The organism is Pseudomonas sp. H3_E07, assembly GCF_054668895.1.
Map to the genome: position 1 here is coordinate 2,668,287 of NZ_CP162795.1, position 22,438 is coordinate 2,690,724.

Sequence of the window (22,438 nt, forward strand, 5' to 3'; positions counted from 1 at the left end):
AAGAATTGCGGATAGCCAAACAAGCTCGGAGCTTATGACCCCCCCTACGACGGCCGGTGCAGCCCACCTCGATACGTCCACCACCCCACCACAGCTGAGGATTACGGGGGACTGGACGCTTGCCCACTATGCCAATCTGAAGAAGCTGTCAGACAAGCTCGACGGCCAATACGACGCTGGCGCGCGCATCGACCTTAACGGCCTAGGTGCCCTGGATACCGCCGGCGCCTCGCTGCTGGTGGAGTTGCTGGGGCCGACCCGCATCGAGCAATCTGCGGAGCAGACCGATTGCAGTTTGTCTGCCGCCGACCGCGCACTGCTCAAGACCGTCTACCGTTCCCTGAATGATTTTTGCGTGCCGGACAAGGCACCGGAAGAAGCTGCCGGCATTCAGGTGCTGGCCCGCATCGGTCGAGCCGTGGACACTGTCTGGCAGGACAGCAAGAAACTGCTGGGCTTTATCGGCCTGATTCTCGAAACCTTCGCCCGTGGCATTTTCCGACCCAAGCGCTGGCGCATCACGCCGATGGTCGCGCATATCGAACAGACCGGCCTCGATGCTGCGCCTATCGTGGCCTTGCTGACCTTTCTGGTGGGCGCGGTGGTGGCGTTCCTCGGGGCCACGGTGCTCAAGAGCTTCGGCGCGACGATTTTTACCGTGGACCTGGTGGCGTTCTCTTTTCTGCGCGAGTTTGGCGTACTGCTCACCGCGATCCTGATCGCCGGTCGTACGGCCAGTGCGTTTACCGCGCAGATCGGCTCGATGAAGGCCAACGAAGAAATCGACGCTATCCGCACGCTGGGCTTGGACCCAATGGAACTGTTGGTATTGCCGCGCGTGCTGGCGTTGCTGGTGTCCTTGCCGATGCTGACCTTCCTGGCAATGCTCTCAGGGATAGTCGGCGGTGGTGTGGTGTGCGCTGTAGCGCTGGATATTTCGCCAGCGATGTTTCTCTCGCTGCTGCAATCTGACATTGGTGTGCAGCATTTTCTGGTGGGCATGGTGAAAGCGCCGATCTTCGCTTTCCTGATCGCGGCCATCGGCTGCCTGGAAGGCTTCAAGGTCAGCGGCAGTGCTGAGTCCGTCGGCGCCCACACCACCTCCAGCGTGGTGCAATCGATCTTCGTGGTGATCGTGCTGGATGCGTTGGCCGCGCTGTTCTTCATGGAGATGGACTGGTGAGTCGCCTACACCGAGCGCCCGCCGAGGCGGTGATTGAAGTGCGCGGCCTGTGCAATCGCTTTGGCAGCCAGAGCGTGCACGAGAACCTCGACCTGGACTTGTACAAAGGCGAGATCCTCGCAGTGGTCGGCGGCTCCGGCAGCGGCAAGTCGGTGCTGCTGCGTAGCATCGTCGGCCTGCGTCGCCCCAGTGAAGGTGAGGTGCGGGTGTTCGGCAAGAACCTGCCGAGCCTGCCGGAACATGAGCGCTCACTGGTGGAACGGCGCTTCGGCGTGTTGTTCCAGAAGGGCGCGCTGTTTTCCTCGCTGACTGTCACCGAGAACGTTGCACTGCCGTTGATCGAACACGCGGGCCTCAGCCGCCGTGACGCCGAGCATCTGGCCGCGGTGAAACTGGCCCTGGCCGGGCTGCCGCTGTCGGCAGCCGACAAGTACCCATCGTCGCTGTCCGGCGGCATGATCAAGCGCGCCGCCCTGGCCCGCGCGCTGGCGCTGGACCCGGATATATTGTTTCTCGACGAACCCACCGCCGGCCTCGACCCGATTGGTGCGGCGCAATTCGACCAACTGATCCTGACCCTGCGCGATGCGTTGGGCTTGAGTGTGTTCCTGGTCACCCACGACCTGGACACGCTGTACGCCATCACCGACCGCGTGGCGGTGCTGGCACAGAAGAAAGTGCTGGTGGCCGATGCCATCGATATCGTTTCGGAAACCGACGACGCGTGGATTCACGAATATTTCCACGGCCCCCGTGGCCGCGCGGCATTGGATGCCGCTCAATCGCTAGACGAGGTATGACATGGAAACCCGAGCCCATCATGTGATGATCGGTCTGTTCAGCGTGATCGTGGTGGTCGGCGCGATGCTGTTCGGCCTGTGGCTGGCCAAGTCCAGCGTCGACAGCGCCTTCCAGGACTACGAAGTGATCTTCAACGAGGCGGTCAGCGGCCTTTCCCAGGGCAGCGCGGTGCAGTACAGCGGGATCAAGGTGGGCGACGTCACCAGCCTGCGCCTGGACCCTAAAGACCCGCGCCGCGTTTTGGCACGCATCCGCCTAGCCGGACAGACACCGATCAAGGAAGACACCCAGGCCAAACTGGCGCTGACCGGCATCACCGGCACCTCGATCATCCAGCTCAGCGGCGGTACTCCGCAAAGTGCCGAGCTCAAGGGCAAGAACGGTGAGCTGCCGCAGATCATTGCGTCACCATCGCCCATCGCGCGCTTGCTGAACAACAGCAACGACCTGATGACCAGCATCAACCTGTTGCTGCACAACGCCAACCACATGTTCTCCCGCGAGAACGTCGAACGCCTGAGCAACACCCTGGACAATCTGCAGCAAACCACCGGTGCCATCGCCGACCAACGCGGCGATATCAAGGTGGTGATGCAACAACTGATGCAGGTGAGCAAACAAGCCAGCGCCGCCCTGGAACAGACCACCGTGCTGATGCGCAACGCCAACGGCTTGCTCAATGAACAAGGCAAGCAGGCCTTCGGCAGTGCCGAGCAGGCCATGAAATCCCTTGAACAAAGCACCGCGACCCTCAACACCTTGCTGACCAACAACAAGGACTCGGTGAACAGCGGCATGCAAGGCCTCAACGAACTGGCGCCGGCCGTGCGCGAACTGCGCGAAACCCTCGGTTCGCTGCGCGCCATCTCCCGCCGCCTGGAAGCCAACCCCAGCGGTTACCTGCTGGGCAGCGACAAGAACAAGGAGTTCACGCCATGAAGCGTGCTTACCAAATAATCGCCCCTGTAGCCTTGGCGCTGGTGAGCGCGTGCTCGATCCTGCCCAAGGCCGACCCTTCGGATGTGTATCGCCTGGCCACCGCGCAGACCACCAGCCAGGCCACGCCGGTCAGTTGGTCACTGCGTGTGAACAAGCCGCAGACCAGCGAGTTTCTCGACAGCCCGCGCATTGCCGTGGTGCCCAATGGCGACCTGATCAGCAGTTATGCCAACTCGCGCTGGAGCGACCCGTCGCCGGTGTTGCTGCGCAACCGCTTTATGGATGGCTTCCAGCGCGATGGCCGGGTGACGCTGCTGAGCACCGACGATACCAATCTGCAGGCCGACTATGAGCTGGGTGGGCAATTGCAGGCGTTCCAGAGTGAGTACCACGGCAGTACGGTGGAGGTGGTGATTCGCCTGGATGCGAGGTTGGTGCGTGGGCGTGATCAGCGGATTATCGCCAGCCGACGCTTTGAGGTGAGGCAGCCGGTGAACGACACCCAGGTGCCGGCGGTGGTGGCCGGGTTTGGGTTGGCGGGGGATCAATTGAACAAGCAGGTGGTGGATTGGGTGGTTACGCAGGGCAATGCATCAGCGAAACACTGAGAGCCTCTTCGCGAGCAAGCCCGCTCCCACAATCGACCGCGTTTCGTCAGGATGAACACGGGCTAATGTGGGAGCGGGCTTGCTCGCGAAAGCGGTACAAGCCTCAGCCAAAGAACCAGTAGCACACCGCAATCGCCGCCACGACGCCGGCAAACTCTGCCAGCAACGCACATCCCACCGCATGCCTGGCGCGCTGAATCCCCACCGAACCAAAGTACACCGCCAACACATAAAAGGTGGTTTCCGTACTGCCCTGAATCGTCGCCGCCACCAGCGCCGGGAAGCTGTCCACGCCCTGGGTCTGCATGGTCTCGATCAGCATCGCCCGCGCGGCACTGCCGGAGAACGGCTTGACCATCGCAGTCGGCAAGGCATCGACAAAGCGCGTGTCCATGCCGGTCCAGGCGACCACATGGCGAATGCCTTCCAGGCCGAAATCCAGTGCGCCGGAAGCGCGCAACACGCCGACGGCGCACAGCATCGCCACCAGGTACGGCAGCAGGTTCTTCGCAACGTCGAAGCCTTCTTTAGCCCCTTCGACGAAGGCCTCGTAGACCTTCACCTTGCGCAATGCGCCGATCACCAGGAACAACATGATCAAGCCGAACAGCGTGAGGTTGCCGAGGATCGACGACAAGCCCGCCAGCGCAGTCGCGGAAAGTGTCGCCAGCAACGCCATGAAGCCGCCCAAGACCAGTGCGCCCGGAATCAGATAGGCCAGCACCACCGGGTCCCATAGTCGCAGGCGCTGCATGATCGCCACCGAAAGCAGGCCGACAAGGGTTGAGGCGCTGGTCGCCAGCAGGATCGGCAGGAACACCAGCGTCGGATCCGCCGCGCCTTGCTGGGCGCGGTACATGAAGATGGTCACCGGCAACAGCGTCAGCGACGACGCGTTGAGCACCAGAAACAGGATCTGTGCGTTGCTCGCGGTGTTGGGGATTGGGTTGAGCTCCTGCAGCGCCTTCATCGCTTTTAAACCGATGGGCGTTGCCGCGTTATCCAGGCCCAGGCCGTTGGCGGCGAAGTTGAGGGTGATCAAGCCTATGGCGGGGTGGCCGGCTGGCACTTCCGGCATCAGACGGCGGAACAGCGGGCCGAGGGCCTTGGCCAGCCAATCGACGATCCCGGCCTTCTCGGCGATGCGCAGGAAACCCAGCCACAAGGTCAGGGTGCCGAACAGCAGCACCATCACTTCCACGGACAGCTTGGCCATGGCGAAAATGCTTTCGACCATTGCCGCGAAAATCCCGGCGTTACCGCCGACCAGCCATTGCGCCAGTGCCGACACCATTGCCACGACAAAGAAGCCAAGCCACAGGCCATTGAGCATCAGTTGAATCCCCCGAAGAATGGAGCGAATGATAGCGGGGCTGGCAGAAACGACAAACCCCGGAATTGTCCGGGGTTTGTCTTAGCGCTGTCGGCCTATCAGCTGCGGGTTGCTTGAGCAACCGGCGCGGCGTCCTTGCTGCGCCAGTGCGGCAGCGAGTTCCAGTAGCGCTCGCCCTTGGCGTCGTCGTACATGCCTTCCCAACGGGAGATGACCAACACGGCCAGGGCGTTGCCGATCACGTTCAAGGCGGTACGCGCCATGTCCATGATGCGGTCGACACCGGCGATAAACGCCAGGCCTTCCAGCGGAATACCCACGCTGCCCAAGGTGGCCAGCAGCACCACGAACGACACGCCCGGGACACCGGCGATACCTTTGGAAGTGACCATCAGGGTCAGAACCAGCATCAATTGCTGGCCGACCGACAGGTCGATGCCATACAACTGGGCAATGAAGATGGCCGCGATGCTCTGGTACAGGGTCGAACCGTCGAGGTTGAACGAGTAACCGGTCGGCACCACGAAGCTGCAAATGGCTTTCGGCGCGCCGTAGGCTTCCATCTTCTCAATTACGCGCGGCAGCACGGTTTCAGAGCTGGCGGTGGAGTAGGCCAGGACCAATTCATCCTTGAAGATGCGCATCAGCTTGACCACCGAAAAGCCGAACAGGCGGGCAATCAGGCCGAGGATCACGAAGGCGAAGAACAGGATAGCGACGTAAACCAGGATCACCAGCTTGGCCAGCGGCAGCAAGGAGGCGAAGCCGAAGTTGGCGACGGTCACGGCGATCAGTGCGAATACGCCGATCGGGGCGTACTTCATGATCATGTGGGTGACTTTGAACATGCTCTCGGACACGCCCTGGAACATTGTCACCAGCGGCTCGCGCAGCTCAGGCTTGAGGCTCGACAAGCCGAGGCCGAACAGCACGGAGAAGAAGATGATCGGCAACATCTCGCCACGGGCAACAGCAGCGAAGATATTCGACGGGATCAGGTTGAGGATGGTCTCGATGAACGCATGCTCATGCTGCACTTCGGCGGCAGTGGCGGTGTACTTGGAGATGTCGACGGTACCCAGGGTACTCATGTCGATGCCTGCGCCCGGGTGGAACAGGTTGGCCAGCAACAGTCCGACCACGATGGCGATGGTGGTGACGATTTCGAAGTAAAGGATGGTTTTGACGCCGATACGCCCGAGCTTCTTCGCATCACCGACACCGGCAATGCCGACGATCAGCGAGGAAATCACAATCGGGATCACGATCATCTTGATCAGGCGGATAAAGATATCGCCCGCTGGCTGCAACACATTGCTGATCCACCAGGCCTTTTCAGCACTGAAATGGTTGAGCACTGCACCGATTGCGATCCCCAGCACCAAACCGATGAGGATCTGCCAGGCGAGGCTTAGCTTTGCCTTCTTCATGTCATTACCCTTACTTCAAGTGAACTTAAGGCAAATGCGCCAGCTGCAACGCTCGAGAGCGAAAAAGTGTGTGCATCTGCCTCCATGGAAGGTCACCGCAGCGTGGCCGAAATGGCTTACTGGCAGGCGAAAAAAGGCGCAACTATTCCCATGCAAGGGGGCGACGTCTAATGCCGTAAACGCCTACCCTATGCCGAATCGGCATGGCTTTTTTTAATAATAACTGTCCGAACGGTCAGTTCAAATGTGACATTTTGTCCAGCAAACATGCCGTGAACCTGCCAAACCCGGCTCGCGCAGAGAATCAGGACGTCTCTGGAGCGTTGGCAGAAATGCCTGGGATTACCGCTGCTTAGCGTCGGAAATGTCCGATGGGCCTGGCCAAATTTTATCGATAGATGGTCGACCCGACACACTAAGTAATGGTTGGGAAAGTGCAGAAAGGAATTTTGCGGCTATGAGGGACATAAGAAGCGGCAATGAGCCTGATAAGCCCGTCGCAGGTTCAGCAAGCCATGAGCTTGTGAACCTGCGCCGCAGCTTTTCGCCTGACCCGGCCCTTGCGCAGGCACTCCCTGTACCCGTAGGTCACGCCGATCGCAATTGATCAGAGCAACCCGGCCCCCTGGTCATGCACCCCCTCTTTTCAGGCGGTGCAGACAGAAAGAAGCGTGGGGCTTCTTTCTATGGACGCTGGCCCCGTAGACGACACTCGCGTCAGACGGAACCTAGTACCAATTAGGATCTTTCTTCAGCTGCTCCATGAGCAACTTCTGCATGCCTTCATCCGGCTTACCGATAAACCGGTAATCGGCATGCCGCGTCGGGGATTTATCCGCCGGCAGGCCGGCAGGGACTTCCACCAACATGGCGTAGGCATCTTCCTTGTCGAGGCTGAAGGCAACGATCAGACGCTTGTTCAGGCAGGTGTCCGCAGTTTCGCAGAGCGGCCCGACCAAGTACTTGTCGCCGTCTTCTTCCACGGCATTCATCTGCTCGGCGGTGCCTGACAGGTTCATGACCCATTCCGGCAGACGCTCTTCTTTCTTCACCACGCCTTGCCAGGTCTCACGGTATTGCGGATCCGCGCTGAGCAATTCGTTGGCTCGGGACTGACCGTCGTTGGCGGCCATTGCCAAGCCGCTACCGCCCAGAAGCAGGGCGGCAGTAATGGCTTTGAAGGACAAAGTGGTCATTTTCAGCCTCGGCCGCGACGACCAAAGAAGAAGGAAGCGATGAACATCACCAGGAAGACCACAAACAGAATTTTTGCGATACCCGTGGCGGTGCCCGCGATACCACCGAAGCCCAGGACTGCAGCCACAATGGCGATGATCAGAAATGTGATTGCCCAACTCAACATGGTGATTCTCCTTATGCTTCTTTAAGAGGTAACAGCGGTAGTGCCGTGCGGCCACTCAACACGAGTGGCCATTTGGTGCCTAGAACACCCAACGGTCTTGGGATGGCAGCTCACTCAGGGAAGAGCCCTGGTCAACCATCCGCAATTGCGGGGCTGTTGCATCGGCAGCTACGCTGCCAACGGAACGGAAATGGGTCTGGGTCATGACTGGACGTTCAAACTGGGGAATCTGCTGCTGACTCTGCTGCCAATGTTGCAGCTGCTGGCCGCCAATCAACGTGACCATCAGGGCCAGGCTGGCAAACAGACCTTGCTGCAAGCGCAGTGGCGATACACGCAGTTGGTTGAGGCTTTGGCGAGTCATGCTGCTGTTCTCCCGCATTTGATTATTCGTTGGGAGAGCTATTGCAGAGCGCATGCCAGCTTTTTTACAAAATAAAACTCAATAAAATCAATAAGTTAAATATTCTCAATCCAACCACAGCACAGCATCCTGCACGATGCCCTCTCGGAGGCCGTGCGAAATGCACGATGTCCAGCGGTCGGATCGAGGGATAGAACCGGCAAAGCGAGTTGCCGAAGTAGCAAGACGGTATGAAACGCCATCAGGCGGGGCTTTGTAGGAAGGGATGCAGATATCTGCGCGACGCGGCCTTTTATCGATCAGAATAAACCATGCAACTTGCCCGATTATTACGGGACTAACCACCATCATTCATAGTTTAAGGAGCGCGGGACAGATGGAATCAGCCAAGGACCTTCAAGGCCGCATTCTTTTAGTGGATGACGAGTCCGCGATCCTCCGCACCTTCCGCTATTGCCTGGAAGATGAAGGCTACACCGTTGCCACTGCGAACAGCGCGGCCCAGGCCGATACCCTGATGCAGCGGCAGGTCTTCGACCTTTGTTTCCTCGACCTGCGGCTGGGCGAAGACAACGGCCTGGATGTGCTGGCGCAGATGCGAATCCAGGCGCCATGGATGCGCGTAGTGATTGTCACCGCCCATTCGGCAGTCGATACCGCCGTTGATGCCATCCAGGCCGGTGCTGCCGACTATCTGGTCAAGCCTTGCAGCCCCGATCAGTTGCGCCTGGCCACCGCCAAGCAGTTGGAAGTGCGTCAGCTCTCCGCGCGCCTCGAAGCCCTTGAGGGCGAAGTACGCCAGCCGAAAGACGGCCTCGACTCCCACAGCCCGTCGATGATGGTGGTGCTGGAAACCGCGCGCCAAGTGGCCGGCACAGATGCCAACATTCTGATCCTGGGCGAATCCGGCACCGGTAAAGGCGAGTTGGCCCGCGCTATTCACGGCTGGAGCAAGCGTTCGAAAAAATCCTGCGTCACCATCAACTGCCCGTCGCTGACGGCAGAGTTGATGGAAAGTGAATTGTTTGGTCATAGCCGCGGTGCATTTACCGGCGCGAGTGAAAGCACCTTGGGCCGCGTCAACCAGGCTGACGGCGGCACGCTGTTTCTCGACGAAATCGGCGACTTTCCCCTCACATTGCAACCCAAATTACTGCGATTTATTCAGGACAAGGAATACGAACGCGTCGGCGACCCGGTCACCCGCCGCGCCGATGTGCGCATCCTTGCAGCCACCAACCTGAACCTGGAAGACATGGTCCGCGACGGCCGCTTCCGTGAAGACTTGCTGTACCGCCTCAACGTGATCACCTTGCACCTGCCGCCGCTGCGCGAGCGTAGTGAAGACATCCTGACCCTGGCCGACCGCTTCCTGGCACGCTTCGTCAAGGAATATGCTCGCCCCGCGCGCGGTTTCAGTGATGAAGCGCGTGAAGCACTGCTCAACTACCGCTGGCCGGGCAATATCCGCGAGCTGCGTAACGTGGTGGAGCGCGCCAGCATCATTTGCCCGCAAGAGAAGGTGGAAATCACCCACCTGGGGATGGCCGAGCAACCGGGCAACAACGCCCCACGCATTGGCGCGGCGCTGAGCCTGGACCAGCTGGAAAAAGCCCATATCGGCGCCGTACTTGCCACCAGCGACACCCTGGACCAGGCCGCCCGCACCTTGGGCATCGACGCGTCGACCCTGTACCGCAAACGCAAACAGTACAACCTGTGAGCTGTACCTTATGAAGTTAGCGATGAAGCTGCGCACTCGGCTGTTCCTGAGTATCTCAGCGTTGATCACGGTCGCCCTGTTGGGTTTGATCCTGGGCCTGGTCAGCGTCATGCAAATGGCCAAGACCCAGGAATCCCTGATTCGCAGCAACTTCATTACGCTGGACCTGGGGCTGAAGCTGCGCCAGAGCCTGGGCGATCAATTGATCATGATGCTGGAGGACCGGCCCGACCCCGAGGCACTGAAAGCCTCCAAGCAACATTACTTCGACCTGCTGGACCAAGGCATTGCCCATGAACAGCGCGACAATCGTGGGAGTGGATTCAGCCTGGCCCGAAGCCAGTATCAGGACCTGTTGGATGCGTTTGACGAATCCCAGCAACCGACGCCCCCTCCAGGCGCCAAGGAAAAGCTCACTGAAACCTTCAATGCCTTGCGCAATGGCCTGATCAACGAGCACAAGCAGGCACTGGAAAACATCAGCAACAGCGAACACAAGTCGCGCGAGCGCGCTTTGCTGATCGCCGGTTTGCTGGGGTTGGTGGGGCTTGCGGTGTTAATCATTGGATTTGTCACAGCCCACGGTATTGCTCGGCGTTTCGGCGGCCCGATCGAAGCGTTGGCCAAAGCTGCCGACAAGATCGGCCAGGGCGATTTCGAAGTGACGCTGCCGATTTCGTCCGCAGCAGAAATGAACCAACTGACCCGCCGGTTCGGCATCATGGCCGAAGCGTTGCGCCAGCATCAGGCGACCAATGTCGATGAACTGCTGGCCGGCCAACAGCGCCTGCAAGCTGTACTCGACAGCATCGACGATGGCCTGCTGATGATCGACCGTCAGGGCCGTCTGGAACACCTCAACCCCGTAGCCCAGCGCCAATTGGGCTGGGATGAGGAACGCCTCGGTCAAGGCCTTGGCGAAGCACTGGTACGCCCCGAGTTGGATGAGCAGCTGCAACTGGTACTGCGTGGCGGCAGCCTGGAGCGAGCGCCGGAGGATTTGGAGGTGGAGGTCGAAGGTGAATTGCGCCTGCTGACCTACAGCCTGACCCCCGTCAGTCATACCCAGGGGCATATTCTCGGTGCGGTGATGGTGCTGCATGACGTCACCGAACAACGCGCCTTCGAACGGGTACGCAGCGAGTTTGTACTACGCGCTTCCCATGAGCTGCGTACGCCGGTGACCGGAATGCACATGGCCTTCGGGCTGTTCCGCGAGCGTGCGAAGTTTCCGGCGGAGTCCCGTGAAGCGGATTTGCTGGATACGGTCAATGAAGAAATGCAACGCCTGATGCAGTTGATCAATGACCTGCTCAACTTCTCGCGCTACCAGAACGGCCTGCAGAAACTCACCTTGGGGCCATGCGATGTGACTGACCTGCTGGAACACGCCCGTGCGCGCTTCGTCGAGCCGGCCAATGCGCAAAACATCGAACTGCTGGTAGAAGCCCAATCCGACCTGCCCCGCTTGTATGCGGACCAGGCACAACTGGAACGGGTACTCGACAACCTGCTGGGCAACGCCCTGCGCCACACGGCGGCCGGTGGGCAGATTCGCCTGCAGGCGCGCCGTCATGGCGAGCGAGTGATTGTCAGCGTCGAGGACAACGGCGAAGGCATCGCTTATGGGCAACAGGGACGAATCTTCGAGCCGTTCGTCCAGGTGGGCCGCAAGAAAGGTGGCGCCGGCCTGGGCCTGGCGCTGTGCAAGGAAATCGTGCAACTGCACGGCGGCCGCATGGGCGTGTATTCGCGGCCGGGACAGGGCACTCAATTCTATATGGCGTTGCCGCTTTAATTTCGGTTCAACGCACGCAGGATTGCGGCGCTTTCCGCATCCGGTGTGCCGTCGAAGAGTGACGGCCGGAAACGCATCTGAAACGCCGCAATGACATGACGCGTGGCGACATCCAGCTCGCCGGTCTGGGGCGTCTGGTAGCCCAGGCGTGCCAATTCTTCCTGGAACCAGGTGATGCTCGGCAGCTCAGCGGCATATTGCACTTGGAACCGCGCAACAGCCTGGGCATTCGGCCACACGCCCAACCCTTCATCGGCCAGGCGCTTCCAGGGAAACAAAGGGCCCGGGTCCAGTTTGCGCAACGGCGCGATGTCACTGTGGCCAATGATGTTCTTGGGGTCGATGCCGTTGCGCTTGCTGATGTCCTTGAGCAGCACCACCAGGGATTTAACCTGCGCCTCCGAGTACGGGTACCACACGCGACCGGTCGGGGTGTCTTTGTAGCCAGGATTGACGATCTCGATGCCGATGGAGCTGGAGTTGAGCCAGGTGCGACCCATCCATTCGCTTTCGCCGGCATGCCAGGCGCGCTGACTCTCATCAACGAGCTTGTAGATGGTGCCGGAGGCGTCGTCGCCGATCAGGTAATGGCTGCTGACTTGGCCGTGGGTGAGCAATGCCAGGGAGCGTTCAAGGTTGGTGGAGGTGTAGTGGACAATCACGAACTGCACGCGATTGTCGTGATTCACCGAAGGATGGCTGGTGTCCATGCGCGGGCCGCTGGCACAACCTGCAAGCAGAAGAAACACAAAGGCGAAGTACAAGGATTTCATGGCGGAAGACAGTACACTGAAGACGATAATGCAACAGTGTAACGTACCCTTTGTGACCCGACCGTCAAATTACAAAATGGAACATCTTTTAGGCAGGCTGCACCCGATTCCTTCCCGCCGCCTTGGCCCGATACAACGCCTCATCAGCACGTTTGAGCGCCAGGTCACTGCGCTCTCCCGGCTGGAACTGCGCCACACCCATTGAAACGGTGATCGTCACCGGCTCGCCCTTGAAGTGAAACGGGCACGCTTCAATCGCTGCGCGCAATACTTCGCCCGCCGCCAGCGCATCCGTCAGGGATGAGTCCGGCATTAGCAATACAAACTCCTCCCCACCAAAGCGCGCGATAAAGTCGGTCGAACGCAGACGCTTGCGCAGTACGTTGGCGATGATTTTCAGCACTTTGTCACCCGCCAAGTGACCATAGCCATCGTTGATGCGCTTGAAGTGATCCAGGTCCAGCATCGCCAGCGAGAGGCTGTTGCCACGCTGGTGCCAAGTGTTGACCTCCTGATCGAGGCGCTCGCTCCAGGCTGCGCGGTTGGGCAGCCCAGTGAGCGGATCGATCAAGGCTTTCTGGCGTTGGACCTCCAGATGCTCGCGATAGCCCTGAGCCTCCTGCTCCATATTGGCAACGCGCTCGGCCAAGCCTTTCAAACGCGCTGCCGTTTCCTGCTCGCGCTGGTCACGCTGCTGTTGGTGCTCGTCCATCGTCCCGAGCAGGCCTTCGAGATGGCTCTCCAGTACGTGCTTGAGGCTGTCCAGGTCGGCCGCGCCCTGCACGCTGCTTTGCAGGCCATCGACCTGTTCGCGGATCTGCGTGTCCAGCTCGCGGGCCGCGGAGCGACTATCGGCGTGGCCATCGCTGGCAACCTGCAGGTGCCCCTGGAATGCTTCTAGGCGCTCGTTAAGCTGCTTGAGGTAAGCCTCGAACTCATGCTGGCCGCTGTCGGTGATCGCCAGCATCAACACCGCCAAGTCATCAAGGATAGGCAGCAGCTCGTACCAGTTCAGGCCATGGGCCAGGCGTTCGCGCATCGCTTCGGCCTGCGGCCGGTGGCGTTCGGGCAGCGAGAGCTCTTCCAGCAGGCCGAGCAGGGTGTCCTCGATGTGTTTGGCCACGGAGCTGTAGGACGGCTCCGGCGAGTCGGGCAAGGCATAGGTGCCGTCCGCTTGCAGCTCGTCGGGATCAGGCTCCTCGACCTCCAGCACCGGAGGGAGCGACAGACTGCCAATGGCAGTCTCATCCGGGGTTTCGACCTGAATTTCAGGTGTTTCGATGAAGGCGGCGAGGGCGCTTTCCGTTGCAGGCGCTTCGACTTGAGGCTCGGGCTCGGGCTCGACACGCGCTACGGGTGTTTCAATGGGTGCGGAGCGAGGCGGGGCTTCGTAGACGAACGTTTCGCTGGAGGCGTCAGCCACCTTGATGGGCGCGGCGTGCTCAATGACAGGGGCGACCGTTTCTTGAGGCTGTGGCGTAAAGGCGCGCAACGCTTGCTTCAGTTCCTCGGATTGCTCGGGCGGCTGTGCCTCGGCAGCGGCTGGTTTGGTCGGCGCAGGCTGCGGGGCCGGGCGAGGTGTCGGTTCGTTTGCCACCACCTCATTCGCGACGTCCTTGGAACCAAACAGGCGCTGTAAAAGCCCCGGCCCCGAACGCGCGGTATCGCCATCCGGCTCCAGGTTGTTGAGCGCCTGGCCTTGCAGGCCGCTCAACTCGCTGAGCAGCAAAGGGATCTCACGTGCCTGGCTGACCCGACCGTCCAACTGCTTGGCGAACGTTTTCAGTGGCCGGGCCACTTCACGCGGTAATGGCAGTTTTTGCAGCTGGGTGACCAAGGCCGTCAGCGCGGTACTGATCTGGTCGACTCGGGTTTCGCGGCGCTGCTCTGAATCCAGCACCGCCTTTTCCAGGCGCGGCAGCAAGGCGGCGAGGGCGGCGTCCATATCATCAGTGCGGACAACGTCACGCATTTCCTTCATGCATTGGTCAACCGCGCGGTCGGTGCCTTCAGCGGCCAGGGTGCTGCGCACCAGCCCACGGCGCAGCAGGTCGAGGCGGGCGGCCCAACGGCGTTCGAGCTTTTCTTGTTGCTCGATGCTTTTAAGGTATTTTTCTTTCCAGCGCTGGGCGTCGTCGCTCATGCAAGGGGTCCGCGAGGGCCGGGGCTCAACGCGGGCAATGCATCAGCCGTGAGCGAACCCGGCAGACGAATCTCTACCGCGACCGGCAGGTGATCGGAGATGGGCTGCGCCAGCACCTGCACACTCTCAAGTGTGAGGGTAGGACTGAGCAGGATATGATCAAGACAGCGTTGCGGACGCCAGCTGGGGAACGTGGCTTCGGCTTGCGGCGCCAGCAGCCCGAGGTCGCGCAACGGAGAATTCTGCAGCAGGTCGCTGGCGTGGGTGTTCATGTCCCCCATCAGCACCTGGTGTTTGTAATTGCCAATCAGCTCTCGGATGTAGGCCAGTTGCATGGTGCGGGTGCGAGCCCCCAGCGCCAGATGCATCATCACCACCACCAAGGCTTCCGGGCCTTCGCCAAACCGTACGAGGATCGCACCCCGGCCCTTGGGGCCTGGCAGCGGGTGATCTTCGATAGCCGAGGGCTTCAAGCGACTCAGCACGCCATTGCTGTGCTGCGCCAGACGCCCGAGGTTGCGATTGAGTTGCTGGTACCAGTAAGGGAAGGCACCGAGCTGGGCCAAGTGCTCCACCTGGTTGATGTAACCGGAGCGCATGCTGCCGCCGTCGGCTTCCTGCAAGGCAACCAGGTCGAAATCGTTCAACAGCTTGCCGATCTTTTGCAGGTTGCCGGCACGCCCGTTGTGGGGCAGCAGGTGCTGCCAGCCACGGGTGAGGTAATGCCGGTACTTTTCGGTACTGATGCCTACCTGGATATTGAAGCTCAGCAGGCGCAGGCGGCTGTCTGCCGGCAGGCCCGTGGATTCCAGGTGATGTTCGTTGACCTGCGGATCATGCAGGCCAACCACACGTTCGGTACCCCAGCGGCGCATGACGGGCCCCTTACTTGGCTGCGCGCTCTTTGGCGATCAGTTGGTCGGCAACATTGAGGGTCTGCTCAGGACCACCGGAGGTGCCCAGGTCAAACCGGTATTTGCCATTGACGATCATGGTCGGTACGCCCTGCACGCCGTACTTCTGCGCCAGTTCTTTAGCCTGTTTGATCTGGCCCTGGATGGCGAAGGAGTTGAAGGTGGCCAGGAACTTGTCCTTGTCTACACCTTGGGTGGCGACGAAGTCAGCCATTTCGTCCGGCTTGGTCAGGCGCTTGCCCTGCTTCTGGATCGCATCGAATACCGCGTTGTGGACCTTGTGTTCCACACCCATGGCTTCCAGGGTCAGGAACAACTGGCCGTGGGCATCCCATGGGCCGCCGAACATAGCCGGGATGCGCCGGAAGTTCACGTCCTTGGGCAGTTTCTCAACCCATGGGTTGATGGTCGGCTCAAAGGCGTAGCAATGCGGGCAGCCGTACCAGAACAGCTCCACCACTTCGATCTTGCCAGGTTCCGAAACCGGAACCGGGTTAGCCAATTCAACGTAGGTTTTACCGGCTTCAAGCGGCACGTCGGCAGCTTGTGCGGTCATGCCGAAGAGGCTGGCAGTGACGAGAGCGGCGCTGAGGATCAGATTACGCATGCTTTACTCCTGGACAAATAAAGTCGCCTCACGCGACCTTTGTTGTGACAGGTCTACGCGGGCATGAGTTCGTTAGTGTAACGGCACCGGCCACAAAAAAGGGCGGCCTGGGCCACCCTTTTTATGCTTGCATCGCGGGATTAATCGAGTGTTAACGTTACATGCACCTTAGTGCAGGCCCTGGATGTAGCTGGAGACCGCCGCAATGTCTTCATCACTCAGTTTGCGAGCGATGGTGCGCATGATTGCCGTGTCGCCATCATTGGCTCGCCCTGCCTCTTCCTTGCGGAAATCGGTCAGCTGCTTGGCGATGTAGGTAGCGTGCTGGCCGCTCAGGTGCGGGAAGCCGGCGGCCGCTATGCCCGCGCCATTGGGCGAGTGGCAACCGGTGCAGGCAGGCAGGCCTTTCTCCAGGTCACCGCCGCGGAACAGTTTCTCACCACGGGCCACCAGTTTCGGATCAGCAGCTCCCACACTGCCTTTCTGGCTGGCAAAATAAGCCGCGAGGTCTGCCAGGTCCTGATCGCTGAGGTTGGTCAGCAAGCCGGTCATTTCCAGGACCGTACGCTTGCCATCCTTGATGTCGTGCAGTTGCTTGGTCAGGTAACGCTCACCCTGGCCGGCCAGTTTGGGGAAGTTCGGCGCCGGGCTGTTACCATCCGGTCCATGGCAAGCACCACATACGGCGGCTTTCGCTTGACCGGCAGTGGCATCACCTTTGAGGGGGCCCTCTGCAGCGACGGCAGCGCCTGTGATGCCCAAGGTCAACAGCAGACTCACGATCAGTTTGTTCATCAGCTAATCCAACTACGGCTAAGGGGTTTAAGAGTTATCTACCGGGTTTACTCACCATCAATTCAATGATGGCCTGGTAATCCTCAGTACTGCAGTCCATGCACAAACCACGCGGCGGCATTGCCTTGAAACCCTGGGTCACGTGTTGCACCAGCGTGTCCATGCCCTGCGCCAGTCTTGGCGCCCAGGCTGCCTGGTCACCCCGTCTGGGGGCGCTGGGCAACTGGCCGGCATGGCAAGCCACGCAAACTCGGTTGTACACCGCTTCCGGATCCTGTGTAGCCTGAGCGCTGTAAAGCGGGACCAGGACACCGATAGCGAGCAACCACTTGGTCATACGTCGACCATTTCAGGGTTTGAGAGCGTTTTGCGTTCTAATGCGCAATAAAGGTCTATCGCTCCCGTGAACTTCATCCTTCGCTGGGACAAAGCACACACAAAATCTGCGGCATTATATACTGGCGCTACTGAAACGGAAACGACACCGCTTGCCGCACCCTTTTTCGGCACCGCCCACATCGGAAATCTCATGCAACTCAAGAATCCCATCCTCGGTCTGTGCCAACAGTCCACGTTCATGCTCAGCGCCGCCAAAGTTGACCAATGCCCCGATGACGAAGGCTTTGAAGTCGCCTTTGCCGGTCGTTCCAACGCTGGCAAATCCAGCGCGCTGAACACCCTGACCCACGCCAGCCTGGCACGCACCTCAAAAACCCCAGGCCGCACGCAACTCCTCAATTTCTTCAAGCTAGACGATGATCGGCGTCTGGTCGACCTGCCGGGCTACGGATACGCAAAAGTACCTATCCCGCTGAAGCTGCACTGGCAGCGTCACCTGGAAGCTTATCTGGGCGGCCGCGAGAGTTTGAAGGGTTTGATTCTGATGATGGACATCCGCCATCCGATGACCGACTTCGACCTGTTGATGCTCGATTGGGCCGTCGCCAGCGGCATGCCGATGCACATCCTGCTGACCAAGGCCGACAAGCTGACCTACGGCGCGGCCAAGAACACCCTGCTCAAAGTGCAGTCCGAAATCCGTAAAGGTTGGGGTGATGCGATCACTATCCAGCTGTTCTCGGCGCCAAAACGCATGGGCCTGGAAGAGGCCTACACCGTGTTGGCAGGCTGGATGGAATTGGCCGACAAGGGCGCGGAATTGGCCGAGTAATTTTTCTGCAGGCAAAAAAAACCCCGGACTTCGTATGGGGAGGGGAAGTTCGGGGTTCAAGTTCCGGACCGCTAGGGCGGGGTCCAGATATCTGCCAACACTTAACACAACATAGGAGCATTGAAGGGCTTCACCACCCATTCAGTAACTCTGAGTAGCAATTCACGGGTTAAGTTCCGGCAGGTTCGAAAATCTATTTGAAATAACCGACGGCGACTTTCGGACTAAAGCACTCTGCCACCACGCAAGGTGATGGCAGAGCCCGGCAATCAGTGCGCTTCGTCCCAGTTGTTGCCCACGCCCACTTCCACCAGCAGCGGCACGTCCAACTGCGCAGCAGCACTCATGTGCTCGCGGATTTTCTCGCTGACTTGCGCCACCAGGTCCTCACGCACCTCAACCACCAGTTCATCGTGCACCTGCAGGATCACTTTGGCATCCAGCCCGGATTCGGTCAGCCAATTGTCCACCCGCACCATGGCCTTCTTGATGATATCCGCCGCCGTACCCTGCATCGGCGCGTTGATCGCGGTACGCTCTGCCGCTGCGCGCTCCTGGGGCTTGTTGGAGTTGATATCCGGCAAGTACAGGCGACGACCGAAGAACGTTTCGACATAACCTTGATCAGCCGCCTGGGCACGCGTGCGCTCCATGTATTCGCGAACGCCAGGATAACGGGCGAAATACACATCGATATACGCCTTGGCCGTCTTGGTATCGACGCCAATGTCCTTGCCCAGCTTCTGCGCCCCCATGCCGTAGATCAGGCCAAAGTTGATCGCCTTGGCACTGCGACGCTGATCCGAAGTGACGTCGCCCAATTCAACCTTGAACACCTCGGCCGCCGTAGCGGTGTGCACGTCCAGGTTGTCGCGGAAGGCATTCATCAAGCCTTCGTCCTTGGACAGGTGCGCCATGATCCGCAGCTCGATCTGCGAGTAGTCCGCCGCCAGTAGCTTGTAGCCCTTGGGCGCGACGAACGCCTGACGGATCCGCCGCCCTTCGGCGGTACGCACCGGAATGTTCTGCAGGTTCGGATCACTGGAGGACAACCGCCCGGTCGCCGCCACCGCCTGGTGATAAGAGGTGTGGATGCGCCCGGTGCGCGGGTTGATCTGCTCCGGCAGCCGGTCGGTGTAGGTGCTTTTGAGCTTGCTCATGCTGCGGTACTGCATCAGCACCTTTGGCAGCGGGTAATCATCCTCGGCCAGCTTGGCTAGCACCTCTTCAGCCGTAGAGGCTTGGCCCTTGCCGGTTTTTTTCAGTACCGGCAGGCCGAGCTTTTCGTAAAGGATCGCGCCAAGTTGCTTGGGCGAGCCCAGGTTGAACTCCTCGCCAGCGATCTCGAACGCCTGTCGCTCCAGTTCGACCATCTTGTTGCCCAGCTCGATGCTCTGGATGCCCAGCAGATCCTTGTCGACCAGTGCGCCCTGACGCTCGATACGGGCCAGCACCGGCACCAACGGGATTTCGATATCCGTGAGCACACTCGCCAGGCTCGGGATCGCGCTGAGTTGTGCATACAGCTCCTGGTGCAGGCGCAAGGTGATATCGGCGTCTTCCGCCGCATACGGGCCAGCCTGCTCCAACGCGATCTGGTCGAACGTCAGCTGCTTGGCGCCCTTGCCGGCGATGTCCTGGAAAGCGACGGTGTCGTAGTCCAGGTACTTCTTGGCCAGACTGTCCATGTCATGCCGTGTTGCGGTGGAGTTCAACACATAGGATTCGAGCATGGTGTCAAAGGCGATGCCGCGCACGATAATGCCGTGTGCCGGGTCGCCGCCGATGGCGCAGTTGGCCAGGATATTCATGTCGAACTTGGCATGTTGGCCGACCTTGAGCTTGGTCGGGTCTTCCAACAGTGGCTTGAGGGCCAGGAGCACGGTGTCGCGATCCAACTGCTGCGGCGCGCCTATGTAGGAATGGGTCAGCGGAATGTAGGCCGCCTCATGGGGCTGGACGGCGAAGGAAACACCCACCAACTGCGCCTGTTGGGCGTCGATACCGGTGGTTTCGGTATCGAAAGCAAACAACGTCGCTTCGTTGAGCTTTTTCAGCCAGATATCGAAGGTCGCCTGGTCGAGGATGGTGGTGTAGCTCGCCTCTGTTGGCGCCACTGTTTCAACAACGGCTTCAACTGCAGGGGCCGCCTTGAGCTCTACGCGCTTGGCGTCGCGCTGGATTTCATCAAACCAGCTCTTGAACTCCAGCAGCGTGTACAGCTCCAGCAGCTTCTCGCGATCCGGCTCGATCAGGTGCAAGTCATCCAGGCCGACATCCAATGGCACATCACACTTGATCGTCGCCAACTGGTAGGAAAGAAACGCCATCTCCCGATGCTCTTCCAGCTTGGCGGGCAGCGTTTTGGCGCCACGAATAGGCAGGGACGGTACGATGTCCAACTGCTCATAAAGCTCTTTGATGCCGCCATTCACGCCGACAAGTAAGCCGGACGCGGTTTTCGGACCAATGCCCGGAACGCCTGGAATGTTGTCGGATGAATCGCCCATCAACGCCAGATAGTCGATGATCTGCTCGGGAGCGACACCGAATTTCTCCTTCACGCCCTCGATGTCCATCGCGCTACCGGTCATGGTGTTGACCAAGGTAATGTGCCCGTCGACCAGCTGTGCCATGTCCTTGTCCCCGGTGGAAATCACCACCGGGCGGTCAGCGGCCGCACTGCTGCGGGCCAGGGTGCCGATCACGTCATCGGCTTCGACCCCCTCGACGCACAGCAACGGGAAGCCCAGGGCGATCACGCTCTGGTGCAGTGGCTCGATCTGCAGGCGCATGTCATCGGGCATGCTTGGGCGGTTGGCCTTGTATTCGGCGTACATTTCATCGCGAAAGGTCCCACCCTTGGCGTCGAACACCACCGCGAACGGACTGTTCGGGTACTGCTTGCGCAGGCTTTTGAGCATGTTCAACACGCCCTTGACCGCGCCGGTGGGCAGGCCTTTGGAGGTGGTCAGCGGTGGCAACGCGTGGAACGCGCGGTACAGATAGGAAGAACCGTCCACCAGGACGAGGGGTGCTTGGCTCATGAGCAGAATCAACCTTTTCGGCGGGTCAGGCGCTAGAATAGCCGGACCAATGACGACAAAGGGACAAGGTTATCATGCGTACATTCAAACGCCTGCTGTTGACCGGCTTGATCGCACTCGCCCCGATGGCTGCCATGGCGGCAGACGATGCGCCTGGGGGTGATCCGGAAGTGACCATTCGCACGGAAGGTGACAAGACTATCCAGGAGTACCGCCAGAACGGCTTTCTGTACGCAATCAAGGTCACCCCGAAGGGTGCGCCCCCGTATTTCCTGGTGCGCGCGGACGGAACCGACGCGAACTTCATCCGCTCTGACCAGCCGGATATGCTGATCCCGTCATGGAAGATCTTCGAATGGAAATGATTTCTTAACTTCAATTGGCGCCGCACACCGCGGCGCCCGTACTGGCAGTTTTAACCATGTCTGTGTTCACCCCCCTGGCTCGGCCCGAGCTGGAAACCTTTCTCGCCCCTTACGGGCTCGGCCGCCTGATCGACTTCCAGGGGATTGCCGCCGGTAGCGAAAACACCAATTTCTTTATCAGCCTGGAGCAGGGCGAGTTCGTCCTGACCCTGGTTGAACGCGGTCCGGTCGCGGAAATGCCGTTCTTCATCGAACTGCTCGACGTGCTCCACGACGCCGACCTGCCAGTGCCCTACGCGCTGCGCACTACCGATGGCGTGGCCCTGCGCGAGCTGAAAGGCAAGCCGGCGCTGTTGCAACCGCGCCTGGCCGGCAAGCACATCAAGGAGGCCAACGCCCAACACTGCGCCCAGGTCGGTGAGCTGCTAGGCCATCTGCACCTGGCAACACAGGGCGAAAAGGTGCTGGAACGCAAGACCGATCGCGGCCTGGACTGGATGCTCAGCGAAGGCGCGCAGCTGATTTCGCATCTGAACGATGCACAGCAGCGCCTGCTGCAGGACGCACTGAGCGAGATCGAAGCCCACAAGGCTGGGATCCTTGCCCTGCCACGCGCCAATGTGCACGCCGACCTGTTCCGCGATAACGCGATGTTCGAAGGCACGCACCTCACCGGCCTGATCGACTTTTATAACGCCTGCTCCGGCCCGATGCTGTACGACGTGGCGATTGCCTTGAATGACTGGTGTTCGGACGCGGATGGCGTGATCGATGGGCAACGCGCCCGGGCATTGCTGGGGGCTTATGCGAGCCTGCGGCCGTTTACCGCCAAGGAAGCCGAGTTATGGCCGACGATGCTGCGCGTGGCGTGTGTGCGATTCTGGTTGTCACGCCTGATCGCGGCTGAGTCGTTCGCCGGGCAGGACGTGTTGATCCATGACCCGGCGGAGTTCGAGCATCGGCTGGTGCAGCGTCAGCAAGTGACTATCCAACTGCCGTTCGCCCTATAAAACTCGATCAATGTGGGAGCTGGCTTGCCTGCGAAAGCGGCGGGTCTGCAACGGAGATGCTGGCTGACCTA

General features: G+C 60.1%; 21 protein-coding genes. 9 read left to right on the top strand and 12 right to left on the bottom strand.

Translation table 11 applies throughout. The features are described 5' to 3' along the window. The first annotated feature begins 34 nt into the window (after positions 1–34). From AB4O08_RS12030 to AB4O08_RS12045, 4 genes are read left to right on the top strand one after another with little or no spacing between them, the layout of a single operon-like run. Entirely contained in the window at positions 35–1,183 is a 1,149-nt protein-coding gene (locus AB4O08_RS12030; RefSeq protein ID WP_010207856.1) for an ABC transporter permease, read from the top strand. Beyond that, positions 1,180–1,983: an ABC transporter ATP-binding protein gene (locus AB4O08_RS12035; protein ID WP_460114150.1), complete on the top strand. Its 804-nt coding sequence runs from the start codon at positions 1,180–1,182 to the stop codon at positions 1,981–1,983. The genes AB4O08_RS12030 and AB4O08_RS12035 overlap by 4 nt, the downstream gene beginning before the upstream one ends. A 1-nt stretch (position 1,984) precedes the next feature. Next, on the top strand, positions 1,985–2,923 hold the full coding sequence (locus AB4O08_RS12040) for an MlaD family protein (protein WP_010207852.1): 939 nt from the start codon (positions 1,985–1,987) through the stop codon (positions 2,921–2,923). Further along, complete coding sequence (locus tag AB4O08_RS12045; protein ID WP_460114151.1) at positions 2,920–3,531, top strand: ABC-type transport auxiliary lipoprotein family protein; 612 nt, start codon at positions 2,920–2,922, stop codon at positions 3,529–3,531. Before AB4O08_RS12040 ends, AB4O08_RS12045 begins: the two co-directional genes overlap by 4 nt. 103 nt (positions 3,532–3,634) lie before the next feature. Here AB4O08_RS12045 and AB4O08_RS12050 read toward each other — a convergent pair whose 3' ends face one another. The 5 genes from AB4O08_RS12050 to AB4O08_RS12070 form a co-directional block, all read right to left on the bottom strand. Then, positions 3,635–4,864: a nucleoside recognition domain-containing protein gene (locus tag AB4O08_RS12050; RefSeq protein ID WP_010207849.1), complete on the bottom strand. Its 1,230-nt coding sequence runs from the start codon at positions 4,862–4,864 to the stop codon at positions 3,635–3,637. A 98-nt stretch (positions 4,865–4,962) separates the two neighbouring features. Continuing rightward, complete coding sequence (gltP, locus tag AB4O08_RS12055; RefSeq protein ID WP_010207848.1) at positions 4,963–6,294, bottom strand: glutamate/aspartate:proton symporter GltP; 1,332 nt, start codon at positions 6,292–6,294, stop codon at positions 4,963–4,965. Positions 6,295–7,022: 728 nt separating this feature from the next. After that, a complete protein-coding gene (locus AB4O08_RS12060) occupies positions 7,023–7,490 on the bottom strand; it encodes an inhibitor of vertebrate lysozyme family protein (RefSeq protein ID WP_010207846.1) in 468 nt (155 codons plus the stop codon). Positions 7,491–7,492: 2 nt separating this feature from the next. Then, the gene (locus tag AB4O08_RS12065; RefSeq protein WP_003170804.1) at positions 7,493–7,657 is read right to left on the bottom strand and encodes a DUF1328 domain-containing protein; all 165 of its coding nucleotides are present in this window, start codon (positions 7,655–7,657) and stop codon (positions 7,493–7,495) included. Positions 7,658–7,736: 79 nt separating this feature from the next. Next, positions 7,737–8,021 (bottom strand): hypothetical protein, encoded by a 285-nt coding sequence (locus AB4O08_RS12070; RefSeq protein WP_029529043.1) that lies wholly within the window; start codon positions 8,019–8,021, stop codon positions 7,737–7,739. Between the two features lie 376 nt (positions 8,022–8,397). Here AB4O08_RS12070 and algB point away from each other — a divergent pair, with 376 nt between their 5' ends. Beyond that, positions 8,398–9,744 carry a sigma-54-dependent response regulator transcription factor AlgB gene (gene algB / locus AB4O08_RS12075; protein ID WP_047542363.1) on the top strand — a complete coding sequence of 449 codons (1,347 nt, stop codon included), beginning with the start codon at positions 8,398–8,400 and terminating at the stop codon, positions 9,742–9,744. A gap of 10 nt (positions 9,745–9,754) precedes the next feature. Then, entirely contained in the window at positions 9,755–11,542 is a 1,788-nt protein-coding gene (locus AB4O08_RS12080; RefSeq protein WP_010207841.1) for an ATP-binding protein, read from the top strand. On the opposite strand, the gene AB4O08_RS12085 is transcribed toward AB4O08_RS12080, so the two are convergent. From AB4O08_RS12085 to AB4O08_RS12110, 6 genes are all read right to left on the bottom strand, one after another. Continuing rightward, positions 11,539–12,315, bottom strand: coding sequence for an N-acetylmuramoyl-L-alanine amidase (locus tag AB4O08_RS12085; protein WP_010207840.1), 777 nt, complete (start codon positions 12,313–12,315; stop codon positions 11,539–11,541). The two genes, AB4O08_RS12080 and AB4O08_RS12085, sit on opposite strands and share 4 nt — an antisense overlap. An 88-nt stretch (positions 12,316–12,403) precedes the next feature. Further along, complete coding sequence (locus tag AB4O08_RS12090; protein WP_042571121.1) at positions 12,404–14,458, bottom strand: GGDEF domain-containing protein; 2,055 nt, start codon at positions 14,456–14,458, stop codon at positions 12,404–12,406. Further along, positions 14,455–15,333 carry an endonuclease/exonuclease/phosphatase family protein gene (locus tag AB4O08_RS12095; RefSeq protein WP_010207836.1) on the bottom strand — a complete coding sequence of 293 codons (879 nt, stop codon included), beginning with the start codon at positions 15,331–15,333 and terminating at the stop codon, positions 14,455–14,457. The genes AB4O08_RS12090 and AB4O08_RS12095 overlap by 4 nt, the downstream gene beginning before the upstream one ends. 10 nt (positions 15,334–15,343) lie before the next feature. Next, a complete protein-coding gene (gene dsbA, locus AB4O08_RS12100; protein ID WP_010207835.1) occupies positions 15,344–15,979 on the bottom strand; it encodes a thiol:disulfide interchange protein DsbA in 636 nt (211 codons plus the stop codon). 168 nt (positions 15,980–16,147) lie between these two features. After that, complete coding sequence (locus AB4O08_RS12105; RefSeq protein ID WP_010207834.1) at positions 16,148–16,774, bottom strand: c-type cytochrome; 627 nt, start codon at positions 16,772–16,774, stop codon at positions 16,148–16,150. Positions 16,775–16,808: 34 nt separating this feature from the next. After that, complete coding sequence (locus AB4O08_RS12110) at positions 16,809–17,111, bottom strand: c-type cytochrome (protein ID WP_021491398.1); 303 nt, start codon at positions 17,109–17,111, stop codon at positions 16,809–16,811. Between the two features lie 192 nt (positions 17,112–17,303). Here AB4O08_RS12110 and yihA point away from each other — a divergent pair, with 192 nt between their 5' ends. After that, positions 17,304–17,945, top strand: a complete 642-nt coding sequence (gene yihA, locus AB4O08_RS12115) for a ribosome biogenesis GTP-binding protein YihA/YsxC (protein WP_010207832.1) — start codon at positions 17,304–17,306, stop codon at positions 17,943–17,945. 269 nt (positions 17,946–18,214) lie between these two features. Here the strand turns inward: yihA and polA are convergent, their stop codons facing one another. Next, complete coding sequence (polA, locus tag AB4O08_RS12120; protein ID WP_021491399.1) at positions 18,215–20,992, bottom strand: DNA polymerase I; 2,778 nt, start codon at positions 20,990–20,992, stop codon at positions 18,215–18,217. A 74-nt stretch (positions 20,993–21,066) separates the two neighbouring features. On the opposite strand from polA, the gene AB4O08_RS12125 reads away from it, so the two are divergent. Next, positions 21,067–21,357, top strand: coding sequence for a DUF2782 domain-containing protein (locus AB4O08_RS12125; RefSeq protein ID WP_010207830.1), 291 nt, complete (start codon positions 21,067–21,069; stop codon positions 21,355–21,357). 56 nt (positions 21,358–21,413) lie between these two features. Continuing rightward, positions 21,414–22,367 carry a homoserine kinase gene (locus AB4O08_RS12130; protein WP_010207829.1) on the top strand — a complete coding sequence of 318 codons (954 nt, stop codon included), beginning with the start codon at positions 21,414–21,416 and terminating at the stop codon, positions 22,365–22,367. Positions 22,368–22,438: the final 71 nt, after the last annotated feature.

Excerpts from the sequence above, each read along its gene's own strand:
- polA (WP_021491399.1), bottom strand. The coding sequence starts at position 20,992 with ATGAGCCAAGCACCCCTCGTCCTGGTGGACGGTTCTTCCTATCTGTAC.
- AB4O08_RS12030 (WP_010207856.1), top strand. The coding sequence starts at position 35 with ATGACCCCCCCTACGACGGCCGGTGCAGCCCACCTCGATACGTCCACC.
- AB4O08_RS12125 (WP_010207830.1), top strand. The coding sequence starts at position 21,067 with ATGCGTACATTCAAACGCCTGCTGTTGACCGGCTTGATCGCACTCGCC.
- AB4O08_RS12105 (WP_010207834.1), bottom strand. The coding sequence starts at position 16,774 with ATGAACAAACTGATCGTGAGTCTGCTGTTGACCTTGGGCATCACAGGC.
- AB4O08_RS12085 (WP_010207840.1), bottom strand. The coding sequence starts at position 12,315 with ATGAAATCCTTGTACTTCGCCTTTGTGTTTCTTCTGCTTGCAGGTTGT.
- yihA (WP_010207832.1), top strand. The coding sequence starts at position 17,304 with ATGCAACTCAAGAATCCCATCCTCGGTCTGTGCCAACAGTCCACGTTC.
- AB4O08_RS12090 (WP_042571121.1), bottom strand. The coding sequence starts at position 14,458 with ATGAGCGACGACGCCCAGCGCTGGAAAGAAAAATACCTTAAAAGCATC.
- AB4O08_RS12070 (WP_029529043.1), bottom strand. The coding sequence starts at position 8,021 with ATGACTCGCCAAAGCCTCAACCAACTGCGTGTATCGCCACTGCGCTTG.
- AB4O08_RS12130 (WP_010207829.1), top strand. The coding sequence starts at position 21,414 with ATGTCTGTGTTCACCCCCCTGGCTCGGCCCGAGCTGGAAACCTTTCTC.
- AB4O08_RS12095 (WP_010207836.1), bottom strand. The coding sequence starts at position 15,333 with ATGCGCCGCTGGGGTACCGAACGTGTGGTTGGCCTGCATGATCCGCAG.
- AB4O08_RS12045 (WP_460114151.1), top strand. The coding sequence starts at position 2,920 with ATGAAGCGTGCTTACCAAATAATCGCCCCTGTAGCCTTGGCGCTGGTG.
- AB4O08_RS12050 (WP_010207849.1), bottom strand. The coding sequence starts at position 4,864 with ATGCTCAATGGCCTGTGGCTTGGCTTCTTTGTCGTGGCAATGGTGTCG.
- AB4O08_RS12110 (WP_021491398.1), bottom strand. The coding sequence starts at position 17,111 with ATGACCAAGTGGTTGCTCGCTATCGGTGTCCTGGTCCCGCTTTACAGC.
- algB (WP_047542363.1), top strand. The coding sequence starts at position 8,398 with ATGGAATCAGCCAAGGACCTTCAAGGCCGCATTCTTTTAGTGGATGAC.
- gltP (WP_010207848.1), bottom strand. The coding sequence starts at position 6,294 with ATGAAGAAGGCAAAGCTAAGCCTCGCCTGGCAGATCCTCATCGGTTTG.
- AB4O08_RS12060 (WP_010207846.1), bottom strand. The coding sequence starts at position 7,490 with ATGACCACTTTGTCCTTCAAAGCCATTACTGCCGCCCTGCTTCTGGGC.
- AB4O08_RS12080 (WP_010207841.1), top strand. The coding sequence starts at position 9,755 with ATGAAGTTAGCGATGAAGCTGCGCACTCGGCTGTTCCTGAGTATCTCA.
- AB4O08_RS12065 (WP_003170804.1), bottom strand. The coding sequence starts at position 7,657 with ATGTTGAGTTGGGCAATCACATTTCTGATCATCGCCATTGTGGCTGCA.
- AB4O08_RS12040 (WP_010207852.1), top strand. The coding sequence starts at position 1,985 with ATGGAAACCCGAGCCCATCATGTGATGATCGGTCTGTTCAGCGTGATC.
- dsbA (WP_010207835.1), bottom strand. The coding sequence starts at position 15,979 with ATGCGTAATCTGATCCTCAGCGCCGCTCTCGTCACTGCCAGCCTCTTC.